This is a genomic window from Pseudomonas sp. WS 5146 (genome assembly GCF_012985495.1).
GTDB lineage: Bacteria > Pseudomonadota > Gammaproteobacteria > Pseudomonadales > Pseudomonadaceae > Aquipseudomonas > Aquipseudomonas edaphica.
In genome coordinates this window covers 33849-47105 of the sequence record NZ_JAAQWL010000009.1, presented here as the reverse complement: position 1 = coordinate 47105, position 13257 = coordinate 33849, and the positions used below count along the sequence as shown (strand labels likewise).

Below are 13257 nucleotides of genomic sequence, written 5' to 3'. Positions count from 1 at the left end.
AGGGCTTTTTCATGAATGGAACATCCACCGGTAGCGAAGCCGCCGCATTGATTGCGCGGCTGAACTGGGCGCAAAGCCCGCTCGGTGAGGCCGATGACTGGCCGCAAAGCCTGCGCACAGCCGTCGATATCGTCGTCCATTCACCGATGCCGATGCTGCTGTTGTGGGGCAGCCAGCTCACCCAGCTCTATAACGACAGCTTCGCCGTGCTCGCGGGCAACAAACATCCCGAGGCGCTGGGCCGACCGGCCCATGACACCTGGCCGGAGCTTGAGAGTTTTACTGCGCCGATCTACGACGCGGTGCTCGGCGGCCAGGTGCGCACCTTCAGCGAACAGCGCTTTGTGCTGCAACGCAATAACCGCGACACCGAAATCTGGCTCGACCTGACCTACAGCCCGGTGCGCGACGAAGGCGGCAGCGTGGCCGGGATCCTGGTCACTGCCATCGAGACCAATGAGCGGCGCAGCAAAACCCTCGAACTGCAACAGCGCTCCGAGGACAGCCTCAAGGCCCAGCACAACAGCGAACAACGTCTGCAACTGGCACTGGCGGCAACCGATGCGGTGGGCACCTGGGACTGGGATATCGGCGAAGACCGCTTTATCGCCGACGCCCACTTTGCCCACTTGCACGGTGTCGACCCGCAAGACGCCGGCCTGCTCCCCATCAGCGACTACCTGCACGGCGTTCACCCCGAAGACCGCGGCATGGTCGCGCGCAGCATCAAGCATTGCATCACCTTCGGCACCGAATACGCCGAGGAATACCGCCTGCTGCAGGCCGATGGCCAGGTGCGCTGGGTGTTTGCCCGCGGCCGCTGCTACAAGGACCACCAAGGCCGCCCGGCGCGTTTCCTGGGGGCCGCGCTGGACCTGACCGAGCGCAAGCAGACCGAACAGGCGCTGCGTCAAAGCCAGACCGAGCTGCAACTGATCATCAACGCCATGCCGGTGCTGATCGGTTATGTCGACCACGAGCAGCGCTTTCGCCTCAACAATAGCGCCTACCTCGATTGGTACGGCATGACGCCCCAGGAGCTGTACGGCAAAAGCATCCGCGAAGTACTCGGCGACGAGGTGTATGCCGGGCGCGCGGACAAGATCGACGCCGCGCTGCGCGGCAAGGCCTGCAGCTTCATGACCATCACCCCGCACCGCGACGGCCGGCCGCGCCATGCGCTGATGAAATACTTGCCGCGCTTCAGCAATGACGGCTCGGTGAATGGTTTCTACATTTTTGTGATCGATGAGACCGAACGCAAACTCACCGAAGAAGCCCTGCGCCACCTCAACGAAAACCTTGAAGAACGCGTGGCCCAGCGCACCCAGGCATTGGCCGAGGCCAACCAGCGCCTGCAAAACGAGATGTTCGAGCGTGAGCGCGCCGAAGACGCACTGCGCCATGCACAAAAAATGGAAGCGGTCGGCCAGCTCACCGGCGGTATCGCCCATGACTTCAACAATATGCTCACCGGCATTATCGGCAGCCTGGACTTGATGCAGCGCTATATCGCCGCCGGGCGCAGCGACGAAATCGGCCGTTTTACCGATGCGGCCGTGTCGTCCGCCCATCGCGCGGCCGCCCTCACCCACCGGCTGCTGGCCTTCTCACGCCGCCAATCGCTGGACCGCCGGCCACTGGACCCGAACGAGCTGGTGGCGTCCCTGGAAGATTTGTTCCGTCGCACCAAAGGCGCGCATATCACGCTCAAGGTGCAATTGGGCAAAGATATCTGGCCGGTCAACACCGATGCCAGCCAGCTGGAAAACGCCTTGCTCAACCTGGTGATCAATGCTCGCGACGCGATGCCCGACGGCGGCGAATTGCGCATCGAAACTGCCAACAGTTACCTGGACGGCACCGACATCACCACGCTGGAGCCGGTCAAGGCCGGCGACTACGTGATGCTCGGCGTCTGCGACAACGGCACCGGCATGGCGCCGAAGATTCTCGCCAAGGCCTTCGACCCGTTCTTCACCACCAAGCCCATCGGCCAGGGCACCGGCCTGGGGTTGTCGATGATCTACGGCTTTGCCCAGCAATCCGGCGGCCATGTGACCATCCAAAGCGAACCCGGCCAGGGCACCTGCGTGCGCCTGTACCTGCCGCGGTTGCACGGCACCGCGCTGGAAAGCAACCTGCCGCCGCATTTGGGCGAAGCGCCGCTGGCACTCGCCGGTGAAGCGGTGGTGGTGGTCGAGGATGACCCAGCGGTGCGCATGCTGGTGGTCAATGTGCTCGCCGAGCTGGGCTACACCGCTCACCAGGCGGCAGATGCGCGCACCGCGCTGCCGCTGCTGGAATCGGACCTGCGCGTGGACCTGCTGGTCACCGATGTCGGCCTGCCGGGCATGAACGGCAGGCAACTGGCCGAAATCGCCCGTCAGCACCGGCCGGGCCTGCGCGTATTATTCATGACCGGTTACGCTGAACAAGCCGCCGAGCGCCAGGGCTTCCTGGAGGACGGCATGGACATGGTGGCCAAGCCGTTTTCCATTGATCTGCTGGCGACTAAAATCCGCAGCATGATCAACGTCGACGAATGAGTTCAGGCATAATCGCGCGCCGTCGCACACCTGGTAGAACCTTATGAAAGCCCAAGCCCGTCATATTCTGGTGAAAACCAGCGAAGAAGCCGAACAGCTCAAACAGCGCATTGCCAAGGGCGAAGCGTTTGATGTGCTGGCCAAAAAGTACTCCACTTGCCCCTCCGGCAAGCGCGGCGGTGATTTGGGTGAAGTGCGGCCTGGGCAGATGGTGGGGGTTATTGATGCGGTGATCTTCAAGAAGCCGGTGAAGGTGGTGCACGGGCCGATCAAGAGCAAGTTTGGTTACCACCTGGTGCAGGTGTTTTACCGCGACTGAGGGGTTGGCTCAGGACCGCTATCGCAGGCAAGCCAGCTCCCACACTTGAGCGCATTTCAACTGGAAAAATGCAGTCAAATGTGGGAGCTGGCTTGCCTGCGAACCGCCGCAGGCGGCCATTCACCGCGCAATCAAAGCCCCGGGCACCTGAATCACCCTACTCGCCAACCGATGCCCGGCCAACGCCGCCTGTTCAGGCGAGCCGCCCTTGAGCCGACTGGCCAAATACGCCGCACTGAACGAGTCCCCCGCCGCCGTGGTATCCACCACTTTCTCGACCTTCAGCGCCGGCACCGCAAAGCGCTCGCCATCACAACGGATCAAGCACGCATCCGCCCCGCGCTTGAGCACCACTTCTGCAATCGCCGGGTACGCCGCGAACACCTGCTCGCTGTTGGCATAACCAAACAACGCGCGCTCGTCATCCTCGGTCAGCAGGGCGATATCCACCTCGGCCAACACCTGGTGATACCCCGCGCGCGCCGCGTCGACACTCGCCCACAGGCGCGGGCGATAGTTGTTGTCAAACACCACCTTGCCACCGCGCCGGCGCGTTTCGATCAGGGTTTGCAGCAAGCGCTCACGCCCGACTTCACCCAGTACCGCCAGAGTGATGCCGCTGAAATACACCACGTCGTAGTCCGGCAACGCCGCCAGGATCGGCTCCGCCGCAGGCGTGGTGAAGCAGTCACGCACGGCGGCTTCGTTGCGCCAGTAGAGGAATTTGCGTTCGCCGCTGGCATCCGTCTGGATGCAGTACAACCCCGGTAAACGCCCCGGCAGGCGCTGAACCATGCCCAGCCCGAGGCCTTCGGCGGTCCATTGCTGGCACATGGCATCGCTGAAACTGTCATCGCCCAGGGCGGTCACGTAGTCGACCGTGCCAACGGCGCCCAACTCGCGGCGCAGGTACACCGCCGCGTTCAGGGTGTCGCCGCCGAAGCTCTGTTGCAGGCTGCCATCGGCGCGGTGTTGCAGTTCGATCATGCATTCGCCGATCAGGGCGATGCGCGGGTTTGTGTTCATGCCTTGGGTCTCTCGGTGTGCTGGAGGGCCTCATCGCAGGCAAGCCAGCTCCCACAGTTGGAATACATTTCAACTGAAGGAACTCGGTCGAATGTGGGAGCTGGCTTGCCTGCGATGGCCACGACGCGGTCTAGAAGCAGGTATCCAAGGATTCAACGACCTGCAACCGCTCATCCACCAGGCAACCCACCTGCCACTTGTCAAAGGTCAGGCACGGGTGCGAAGTGCCAAAGGAGATGATGTCGCCGATACGCAACTCAACCCCCGGCGCCACCGTCATGAACGCGTGCTGGTCCATCACCGCCGTGACTTTGCACGCGGTTACATCATCGCCTTCAGCCGGCACAATCCCGGCCTTGTAGCGCTTGAGCGGCACCGGCAAACCGGCGTCGTAGGCCACGTCGCGCTTGCCCAGGGCAACCACCGCAAAGCCAGGCTCGGGCATCGATTGCACGTGGGCCCAGACTTCCAGGGCAGGGCGCAGGCCTTCGTTGAGGTCGCCGCGACGATCAAGCACGCAGCACTGCGCTTCTTTGTAGATGCCATGGTCGTGGGCCACATAGCTGCCGGGGCGCAACACGCTGAGGAAGCGCCCGGCGGCGTTTTGCGCTTCGAACGACTCGGCGATCAGGTCGTACCAGGCCGACCCCGAGGCGGTGATGATCGGCTTGGGCAAGTCGAACGCGCCATTGTTTTGCAGGTCCACGGCCAGGCGCACCAGGCTGGCGGCGAAGTCACGGATGCCGCTGACGGCGTGTTCGCCGTGGATCACACCTTCGTAGCCTTCAATACCCGTCAGGGCCAGGGCCGGTTGGGCCTTGATTGCCTTGGCCAGCTCGCGCACTTCCTGCTCGCTGCGGCACCCGCAACGGCCACCGACCACACCGTATTCGATCATCACGTTCAGGCGCAGGCCACGGGCGGCGAAGAACAGCCCCAGGTCAGCGACGTTGTCCGGATGATCGACCATGCAGTGAAAGTCGAAATGCGGGTCCGCCAGCAGGTCGGCGATCAGCGCCATGTTCGGCGCGCCCACCAGTTGGTTGGCCATCAACACGCGGCGCACGCCACCGGCATAGGCGGCGCGGGTCTGCACGGCGTTGGCCAGGGTGATGCCCCAGGCGCCCGCCTCGATCTGACGCTGGAACAGCGCCGGCATCATGCTGGTTTTGCCATGGGGCGCGAGCTCTGCACCGCTGTTGCTGACAAATGCCTGCATCCAGCGGATGTTGTGTTCCAGTGCATCGCGGTGCAGCACCAGGGCCGGCAGGCTGACGTCGCGCACCAGGTGGGCACCGACGGCGGCGGCGCCTTTTTCAACGGCATTGAGGGCAGACATGAAGTACTCCTATTCGTTGATACGCCGGGCCAGGTTATTGGCGCTGTCGATCAACACCCGGCGATAGTCGTTGTAGTTTTTGGTCGCATCGGCGCGCGGTGCAACGATGCACAAGGTCGCGATGCTGATGCCCTGCGCGTCCCGCACCGGGGCGGCAAAGCAATGGGTGAAGGTGTCGGCCACGCTGTCGAAGGAGAAAAACCCATCGAGGGTGGCTTGACGGATTTGCGCCAGGAAGGTTTCCAGCGGCAGGCGCTGGCCGTCCGGCAGGATAAAGTCGTCGTAGTCGATCAGGTCGATGATCTGCTGGTCGCTCAAGTGCCCCAGCAACAAGCGCCCGGAAGCGGTCCAGGGGATTGGCGCGTTTTCGCCGATGTCCGAGGAGATACGAAAATGCCGCTCGCCTTCGCGCATCAGCGCCACCGTGTATTTGCGCCCGTTAAGCAGGCACATCTGCGCGGTTTCATGGGTCTGGCTGACGATCTCCTGCAAGGCGTGGTCGGCCTCGCGGGTCAGGTCGAAATGGCGCAGGTGCGCCTGGCCGAGAAAGTACAGCTGGCGGCCGAGGTAGACGTGACCGTCCTTGCCCACCGTTTCCAGAATGCGCCGCTCCAGCAACGACGCGACCAGTTCATAGACGGTGGATTTGGGGCTGCCGATGCCGCTGGCAATATCATTCGGGCGCAGGGGCTGGCCGATCTCCTTGAGAAAATCGAGGATATCGAATGCACGGTCCAGTCCTTTGGCGCGGCGTTTGATGGTGTCTTCGGTCATGGCAGTCGTCGGTCCGGTCATAGTGGTAATGCTGCACAGTGATACCCTGTGGGAGCGGGCTTGCCCGCGATGGCGGTGGTTCAGTTACCCAGGGCTGCCTGACACGCCGTCATCGCAGGCAAGCCAGCTCCCACATTGGATTTCAGTGATCTCAAGAGAGGGGCATTTAGCCTTTTTTCTTGTAGGCCACGCAATCGATCTCGACCTTACAGTCCACCATCATGTTGGCCTGCACACAGGCGCGTGCCGGAGCGTGTTCCGGGGTGAAGTATTCGCCGAACACTTTGTTGAAGCTCCAGAAGTCCCGTGGGTCTTCCAGCCATACGCCGACGCGCACCACGTCTTTGAGTTCGTAACCGGCCTCTTCCAGAATCGCCACCACGTTGCGCATGGTCTGGCGGGTTTGCTCGATGATGCCGCCGGTGATGATTTCACCGTCTACCGCCGGCACCTGGCCCGACACGTAGAGCCAGCCGTCAGCTTCCACGGCGCGGGCGAAAGGTCGCGGCTGGCCACCACCGGCGGTACTGCCGGCGCCGTAACGAGTAATGCTCATAAAAATTGCTCCTGATTAAAAACGAATGTTCTTCAAAAATTCCGCCAGGCGCGGCGATTGCGGGCGTTCGAAGATGTCTTTTGGCGCCCCCTGCTCTTCAATGCGGCCCTGGTTCATGAAGACGATCTTGTCCGACACTTCATAGGCAAAGCGCATTTCGTGGGTGACCAGCAACATGGTCATGCCCTCTTCCGCCAACCCCTTGATCACACTGAGCACTTCGCCCACCAGTTCCGGGTCGAGGGCCGAGGTGACTTCATCAAACAGCATCAGGCTGGGGTTCATGGCAATGGCGCGGGCAATCGCCACGCGCTGTTGCTGACCGCCGGAAAGTTGACCGGGGAAGTGGTTGCGACGTTCCAGCAGACCTACGCGGTCCAGCCATTTTTCGGCCAGGGCCACAGCCTCGTCCTTGCCCATCTTCTTGACCTTGAGCAGGCCAAGGGTGACGTTTTGCAACGCGGTCAGATGCGGGAACAGGTTGAATTGCTGGAAGGCCATGCCGGTCATCGCACGGTGCTGGGCAATCACGCGCTCGGGGTGACGCACACGTTTACCGGCGATTTCGCTGTAGCCGATGGACTCGCCGTCCAGGCTGATCTGCCCGCCCTGGAACTCTTCGAGCAGGTTGACGCAACGCAGCAAAGTGGTCTTGCCCGAGCCGCTGGAGCCGATCAACGTCACCACGTTGCCGCGCTGCATGGACAGGTCGACACCCTTGAGCACCTCGACCTGGCCATATTGTTTGCGCAGGCCACGAATGTTCAGCAGCGGTTGGTTGGTTTGAGGTTGGTTCATGGCAAGGCCACCCGCTTTTCAATGTAGCGACCGAATAACTCGATGGCGTAGTTGATGACAAAGAACAGAAACCCGGCGAACAGGTAGAACTCCAGGGTCATGAAGGTACGTGCGATGACTTGCTGGGTGCTGAGCAGCAGTTCGGCCACGCCGATTACCGAGAGCAAGGTCGAGGCCTTGACGATTTCGGTGGAGGAATTGACCCAGGTCGGCAGGATCTGGCGCAACGCCTGGGGCAACAGCACGTAGGTCAGCGACTGTTTGAACGTCAGCCCAATCGCCTTGCCCGCTTCCAATTGCCCACGGGGAATGGCTTGCAGCGCGCCGCGCACGATTTCCGCCACGTGGGAGCCGCAAAACAGCGTCAACCCGACGGCGCCGGCCTGGAACGCGCTGATCTGCCAACCGAGCGCCGGCAGCATGTAAAAACACGCCAGCACCAGCACAAACACCGGCGTACCGCGCACCAGGTCGACGTACAGACGAAACGGCGCGCGCATCCAGAACTTGCCGTAGGTGAGGATCAACCCGGCAAAGATACCGATCAGCGTGCCAAAGATAATCGCCAGCACCGAGCAATAAATACTGGTTTGAAACCCCGCCCAGAGCGTATCCCGGGCGATCCACAACTCACGCAGCCAGCTTGGGGACTCGTACATGCAAACCCTCCTTAACGACGGATCGCCAGACGCTGTTCCAGGTAACGGAGCAGCATGGCAATGAAGTAACAGGCCGCCACGTAGAGCGCGGTCGTGACCATCCAGGTTTCAATCACCCGGTAGCTTTCGACGTTGATCTTGCGGGCGTAGTAGGTCAGCTCCGGCACCGCAATCGCGGCCGCCAGCGACGTGTCCTTGAACAGCGAAATAAAGTTGTTCGACAGGGCCGGCAACACGTTGCGCAGCATCACCGGCACGGTGATGTAGGCGCGGATTCGCCACTCGCCCAAACCGATGGCCAAGCCGGCTTCACGCAAGCCCTTGGGAATATTCAACAGCCCGGCGCGGAACACTTCGGTCAGGTAAGCACCGGCATACAGCGACAGGGTGATGATGAACGAGGGGATCTTGTCGAGCCGGACCCCCAGTGTGGGCAAGGCAAAGTAGATCAACAGGATCAGCACGAGGATCGGCGTATTGCGGATCACCGTCACATACACCGAGGCGAAGATTCGCAACGCCCGGTGCTTGGACAGCATGGCAAACGCCATCATCAGGCCGATCACGCAACCGATGGCGATCGACAGCAAGGCCAGTTCGAGGCCCAGGCCGAGCCCCGCCAGCAAGCTGGGGAAATCACGCCACACGGCGGCAAAGTTCAACTGATAGTTCATGGTCGGCAGTACCTGCTCGGGGCGCCGTCAGCGACGCCCCAGGATTTACGATTTACTTGAACTCAACCGGGAAACCGATCGCAGGTTCTGGCAAATCCACACCGAACCATTGCTTGAACGAGGCTTTGTAGGCCGGGAATTCCACGCCGGTCATGGCTTCATGCAGCGCGGTGTTGACGAAGTTCAGCCAGTCCTGATCGCCACGCTTGACCGCGCACGCGTAGGTTTGCGGGCTCCAGGCGTAGGTCGGGCTGCGGTAGCGGCCCGGGTTTTGCACCATCAGGTATTTGACCGAGGACTGGTCGGTGGCGGCGGCATCGGCACGGCCGGAGTTCACCGCCTGGTACATCAGGTCGACGCTGTCGTACTGGTCAACCTTGGCCTTTGGCAACGCCTGGTGCACCAGCTCTTCGGCATACACGTTTTGCAGCACGGCCACGGTCACGCCATCGCCCGCCGCTTGCAGGTCTTCGATTTCCTTGTATTTGCTGTTGTTCGGCAGCAACAGGCCCACACCTTCGCGGTAGTAAGGCAGGGTGAAGGCAACCTGCTGTGCACGGCTGGCGGTGACGGTGATGAACTGGCAACTCATGTCGACCTTGTCGGTCAGCAGGTTGGGAATACGCGCGTCAGAGGACTGCACCACAAACTCGACCTTGCTTGGGTCGTTGAACAAACCTTTAGCCACGATTCGGCCGATGTCGATATCAAAACCCTGCAACTTGCCATCCGCTCCCTGGAAGTGCCACGGCGCATTGGTACTGCCTGTACCCACAATGAGATGCCCACGTTTGAGCACATCATCGAGCTTGCTGTCCGCCGCGTGCACAACGCTTGCGAGGGAAGCCGATGCGGCGAAGAGAAAAACACACGCTTTAAACACGGAAGGTCGGTGATGCATGACAAGCACTCCAGGAGTTGTGTATTCCGCTATACCGGAACTTGGTATGTAACAACGGAATAGACAGCAGAAAGTGTGCCACACGCGCTAACGGAAAAATATGTCAGGGATAAATTCTTTTTAAATCATATGGATAGTTAACTGGCCAGGACGCGGCGTTACGCCACCCTTTCGAATCGGCTTGCTACCCAAGACCCCACACACCGGTGACAACCCTCAATCGAGTGCGCCAGAACAGTGTTACCGCGCACCCTTGCAGTGCGCGCGCCATGGATGCGTGAGCATGTCTACCTGTGAAGGTTGACAGTAGACGGCCCTGCCCGGCAGTTCTAGCGTATGTACCCAACGTCTATGAGCGGGCACGCAAGGAAATCCTATGGGCATTGCAAGCATGACTTACAGCGATCTGGAGGACTACGAGGCGCAACTGAAAAAATATGCGGCGGCCATCGTGTTATTCACTCATCCCGATTGCCCGGGCTGCGTTGGACTCGACGAGAGGTTCGAGACCATCGCCAAACAATACGCTGGCCCTGTAACAGCACTGATCGTGAATACCGACCGAAATCCGAGGGTGCCCAGCGTATCGGGCACCCCGGCGACGCTGGTGTACCAGTTTGGCAAGGTGCAGGAGCAGCTTGTTGGCCGCCCCTTAGACGCTGATGCGTTTTTCAGCGACCTGTTTGAGGATTATTCATCAAGGGAAATAACAGCACCTGTATGACCCGACGCTCCTCAACCGCCGCGACGGTCAAGCGCCAGCCCTCATGCTCCAGGCTATCACCCACCACGGGCAGGCGGTCGAGCAGGCTCATCACCAACCCGGCGAGGGTTTGATAGTCCTGGGTTGCGGCAGCCTTGAAGCCGGTACGCTGGCGCACCAGGTTAAGGTTCAAGGCGCCATTGGCGCGGTAGCCCTCGCCCTCCTCGACAATATCCGGCCCTTCGATTTCGCTGGCGTCCGGCAACTCACCGGCGATGGACTCAAGGATGTCGGTCATGCTCAACACGCCCATGAAGTCGCCGAATTCGTTGATCACGAACGCAATGTGAGTTGACTCCTGGCGCATTTGCTCCAGGGCGTTCAGGATCGAAAAGCTCTCCAGCAAATTGACCGCCCGGCGCGCCAGGTGCTCAAGATTAGGCTCATTACCGGCCAGGTACTCCTTGAGCAGTTCCTTTTTGTGCACAAAACCCAACGGCTCATCCACAGCGCCGTTGCGGATCAACGGCAGGCGCGAATAGGACGAATGCATCAGTTTTTGCCGGATGGTGTCGGCGTCGTCCGCCAGATCGATACAGTCGACCTTGGCCCGCGGCGTCATCAAGGTACGGATCGGCCGCTCGGCCAATTGCAGCACGCCGCTGATCATCACGCGCTCACGTCGATCAAACAGCGGGCCTTGGCCTGCATCCGGCTCGCCCAGCAGGTCAGCAACGTCGTCATCCACGCCCTCTACCGCCAAACTGCGGCCACCGAGCAAACGCATCACCGCATGGGCGGTACGCTGGCGCACGGGCAAGGTGCCCTGCGCCGACTTCTTGCGACGGGCGCGGGCAATCTGGTTGAACAGCTCGATCAGGATCGAGAAACCAATCGCCGCGTACAGGTAGCCTTTGGGAATATGGAAGCCCAGGCCTTCGGCGGTCAGGGCGAAACCAATCATCATCAAAAAGCCCAGGCACAACATAATGACCGTCGGGTGCGCGTTGACGAAACGGGTCAGCGGCTTGCTCGCCACGATCATCAGGCCGATGGACACGATCACCGCGATCATCATCACGGCCAGCTCATCCACCATGCCCACGGCGGTAATCACCGCGTCGAGGGAGAACACCGCGTCGAGCACCACGATCTGCGCCACGATCGGCCAGAACATGGCGTAAGCCACATTGCCCGTGCGCTGCGCCACATGGCCTTCAAGGCGTTCGTGCAACTCCATGGTGGCCTTGAACAACAGGAACACACCACCAAACAACATGATCAGGTCACGCCCAGAGAAGCTCTTGTCGAACACCTCGAACAGCGGCTGCGTGAGCGTCACCAACCAGGAAATACTCGCCAGCAGGCCCAAACGCATCAGCAACGCCAGCGACAAACCGATCAACCGCGCACGGTCGCGCTGCTCCGGCGGCAATTTGTCCGCCAGGATCGCGATAAACACCAGGTTGTCGATGCCCAGCACCAGTTCCAGCACAATCAAGGTCAACAGGCCGAGCCAGGCCGTTGGATCCGCTAACCATTCCATTTAATAGAGTCTCTTTAAAGTTTTCAGAACGCCGGACACGGCAAGGCGCGGTCAGTGGACCGGGACAAGGTTAGCAGTCGGAATACGGGATGCTTCAGCGGGAACAGCGACAGTGGGTGCCTTGGGGAAAGACGACTGGGAGGCTCCGAGAGGGTGTTCATGCAAGTCCTGCAGTGAGAAAAGGACTTGAATCGTACAGTCGAAACTCAAATTTCCCACACTGCAAAACTATTACAAAATCTGTAAGCCCAACACATAACCCCTGTGGGAGCTGGCTTGCCTGCGATAGCATCACCTCGGTGTTACTGAAAGACCGAGTTGTCTGTATCGCAGGCAAGCCAGCTCCCACAGTTTTTGACCTTTGTACATTCAGGACTTACGCGTCGCATCATCCAGCGCCAGAATCGTGTGCGCATTCGTCACCGTGGTCGCCAACGTATTAATCACCCCCGAGCGCAACGCGCCAAGCGTCGCCGCCGCCTTGGTGTTCTCGCTGGCAATCGCCACCACATCCGGGATGCGAAACAACTCCTGCACGGTCAACCCGATCACCCGACCTTGAATCGCGTTGACCGCCGGCTGGCCGTGGATGTCGATAAAGTCATACCCCATCATGTCACCCACCGTGCCGGACAAGCGCGCCTGGGCGATCTCCTGCGGCGAGAACCAGCCCATGCGCACCATGTTGCTGTTCTCGCTCATGTCGCCAATGCCGATCAGCGCGATGTCTGCACGCCGCGCGCGATCAAGGGTTGAGCGCACGGTGTCATTGTTGATCAGCACGCCACGCAATTCCGGGTTGGCCACCAGTGCCGGTGCATACAGACTTTCACTCTCGCCACCAAAACGCAGGGCCAGGCGTCGGCAGATATGGTCGGGGTTCATGTATTCGCCCGCCTTGAGCGAACCACCAATCGCGCAGACAAATGTGCAGTTGCGCGTCACCGGCAAGAACACGTTGTCGGCGACCGCGCCAACGTTACGGCCCATGCCGACGGCGACGATCATGCCGTCGCTCAAGGTTTTGTTCAGGTAATTGGCCACCAGGCTGGCGACGGCCGAGCGCTGGGTGTCGGGTTCGCTGTGGTCGACCGCGATCAACGCGCGGTCGAGCTTGAAGCGCTCCACCAGCGCGCGCTCCAGCTCGTTGTTCATCGCCGGGTGCTGCAACACCCGCACCTCGACAATTCCTTCATCGCGCGCACGCTTGAGCAAGCGGCTGACTTTGGCCCGCGACAGGTCGAAGCGCTTGGCAATGGCCTCCTGAGTGACGTTCTCAAGGTAATAGAGCATCGCCACTTCGGTCATCTGATCGATATCGCTGGCAATGCGCTGGGTACTGTCACTCATGGGGACGGGCTTCCGTTTCGGCGTCAAAAACCCATTCTCCCGACTCTTGCCCCGTCCCGTCCA

Annotated in this window: 13 protein-coding genes; 3 read left to right on the top strand and 10 right to left on the bottom strand. The window is 60.8% G+C overall.

Annotation, left to right across the window (positions count from 1 at the left end; genetic code table 11):
- Positions 1-11: 11 nt before the first annotated feature.
- Positions 12-2549, top strand: a complete 2538-nt coding sequence (locus HBO41_RS21625; protein WP_169987655.1) for a PAS domain-containing sensor histidine kinase — start codon at positions 12-14, stop codon at positions 2547-2549.
- 43 nt (positions 2550-2592) lie between these two features.
- Positions 2593-2868 carry a peptidylprolyl isomerase gene (locus tag HBO41_RS21620; protein WP_010564624.1) on the top strand — a complete coding sequence of 92 codons (276 nt, stop codon included), beginning with the start codon at positions 2593-2595 and terminating at the stop codon, positions 2866-2868.
- 120 nt (positions 2869-2988) lie between these two features.
- On the opposite strand, the gene HBO41_RS21615 is transcribed toward HBO41_RS21620, so the two are convergent.
- The 8 genes from HBO41_RS21615 to HBO41_RS21580 all read right to left on the bottom strand — a co-directional run bounded on the left by HBO41_RS21615 (position 2989) and on the right by HBO41_RS21580 (position 9595).
- A complete protein-coding gene (locus HBO41_RS21615) occupies positions 2989-3894 on the bottom strand; it encodes a sugar kinase (RefSeq protein WP_169987653.1) in 906 nt (301 codons plus the stop codon).
- Between the two features lie 130 nt (positions 3895-4024).
- Entirely contained in the window at positions 4025-5233 is a 1209-nt protein-coding gene (locus tag HBO41_RS21610) for an amino acid deaminase (RefSeq protein WP_169987651.1), read from the bottom strand.
- Positions 5234-5242: 9 nt separating this feature from the next.
- Positions 5243-6007 carry an IclR family transcriptional regulator gene (locus HBO41_RS21605; RefSeq protein ID WP_017135913.1) on the bottom strand — a complete coding sequence of 255 codons (765 nt, stop codon included), beginning with the start codon at positions 6005-6007 and terminating at the stop codon, positions 5243-5245.
- A 166-nt stretch (positions 6008-6173) separates the two neighbouring features.
- Positions 6174-6563: a RidA family protein gene (locus tag HBO41_RS21600; RefSeq protein ID WP_010210958.1), complete on the bottom strand. Its 390-nt coding sequence runs from the start codon at positions 6561-6563 to the stop codon at positions 6174-6176.
- Between the two features lie 15 nt (positions 6564-6578).
- Entirely contained in the window at positions 6579-7361 is a 783-nt protein-coding gene (locus HBO41_RS21595) for an amino acid ABC transporter ATP-binding protein (protein ID WP_017135914.1), read from the bottom strand.
- Complete coding sequence (locus HBO41_RS21590) at positions 7358-8020, bottom strand: amino acid ABC transporter permease (RefSeq protein ID WP_169987649.1); 663 nt, start codon at positions 8018-8020, stop codon at positions 7358-7360. The genes HBO41_RS21595 and HBO41_RS21590 overlap by 4 nt, the downstream gene beginning before the upstream one ends.
- An 11-nt stretch (positions 8021-8031) precedes the next feature.
- On the bottom strand, positions 8032-8694 hold the full coding sequence (locus HBO41_RS21585; RefSeq protein WP_169987647.1) for an amino acid ABC transporter permease: 663 nt from the start codon (positions 8692-8694) through the stop codon (positions 8032-8034).
- A 52-nt stretch (positions 8695-8746) separates the two neighbouring features.
- The gene (locus tag HBO41_RS21580) at positions 8747-9595 is read right to left on the bottom strand and encodes a transporter substrate-binding domain-containing protein (RefSeq protein WP_017135917.1); all 849 of its coding nucleotides are present in this window, start codon (positions 9593-9595) and stop codon (positions 8747-8749) included.
- Between the two features lie 376 nt (positions 9596-9971).
- On the opposite strand from HBO41_RS21580, the gene HBO41_RS21575 reads away from it, so the two are divergent.
- Complete coding sequence (locus HBO41_RS21575) at positions 9972-10319, top strand: co-chaperone YbbN (RefSeq protein WP_017135918.1); 348 nt, start codon at positions 9972-9974, stop codon at positions 10317-10319.
- On the opposite strand, the gene HBO41_RS21570 is transcribed toward HBO41_RS21575, so the two are convergent.
- Entirely contained in the window at positions 10267-11844 is a 1578-nt protein-coding gene (locus HBO41_RS21570; protein WP_017135919.1) for a TerC family protein, read from the bottom strand. The two genes, HBO41_RS21575 and HBO41_RS21570, sit on opposite strands and share 53 nt — an antisense overlap.
- 369 nt (positions 11845-12213) lie before the next feature.
- The gene (locus HBO41_RS21565; protein WP_017135920.1) at positions 12214-13194 is read right to left on the bottom strand and encodes a sugar-binding transcriptional regulator; all 981 of its coding nucleotides are present in this window, start codon (positions 13192-13194) and stop codon (positions 12214-12216) included.
- Positions 13195-13257: the final 63 nt, after the last annotated feature.

Coding starts and splice junctions, on each gene's coding strand:
- HBO41_RS21625 (WP_169987655.1), top strand. CDS start 12: ATGAATGGAACATCCACCGGTAGCGAAGCCGCCGCATTGATTGCGCGG.
- HBO41_RS21620 (WP_010564624.1), top strand. CDS start 2,593: ATGAAAGCCCAAGCCCGTCATATTCTGGTGAAAACCAGCGAAGAAGCC.
- HBO41_RS21615 (WP_169987653.1), bottom strand. CDS start 3,894: ATGAACACAAACCCGCGCATCGCCCTGATCGGCGAATGCATGATCGAA.
- HBO41_RS21610 (WP_169987651.1), bottom strand. CDS start 5,233: ATGTCTGCCCTCAATGCCGTTGAAAAAGGCGCCGCCGCCGTCGGTGCC.
- HBO41_RS21605 (WP_017135913.1), bottom strand. CDS start 6,007: ATGACCGAAGACACCATCAAACGCCGCGCCAAAGGACTGGACCGTGCA.
- HBO41_RS21600 (WP_010210958.1), bottom strand. CDS start 6,563: ATGAGCATTACTCGTTACGGCGCCGGCAGTACCGCCGGTGGTGGCCAG.
- HBO41_RS21595 (WP_017135914.1), bottom strand. CDS start 7,361: ATGAACCAACCTCAAACCAACCAACCGCTGCTGAACATTCGTGGCCTG.
- HBO41_RS21590 (WP_169987649.1), bottom strand. CDS start 8,020: ATGTACGAGTCCCCAAGCTGGCTGCGTGAGTTGTGGATCGCCCGGGAT.
- HBO41_RS21585 (WP_169987647.1), bottom strand. CDS start 8,694: ATGAACTATCAGTTGAACTTTGCCGCCGTGTGGCGTGATTTCCCCAGC.
- HBO41_RS21580 (WP_017135917.1), bottom strand. CDS start 9,595: ATGCATCACCGACCTTCCGTGTTTAAAGCGTGTGTTTTTCTCTTCGCC.
- HBO41_RS21575 (WP_017135918.1), top strand. CDS start 9,972: ATGGGCATTGCAAGCATGACTTACAGCGATCTGGAGGACTACGAGGCG.
- HBO41_RS21570 (WP_017135919.1), bottom strand. CDS start 11,844: ATGGAATGGTTAGCGGATCCAACGGCCTGGCTCGGCCTGTTGACCTTG.
- HBO41_RS21565 (WP_017135920.1), bottom strand. CDS start 13,194: ATGAGTGACAGTACCCAGCGCATTGCCAGCGATATCGATCAGATGACC.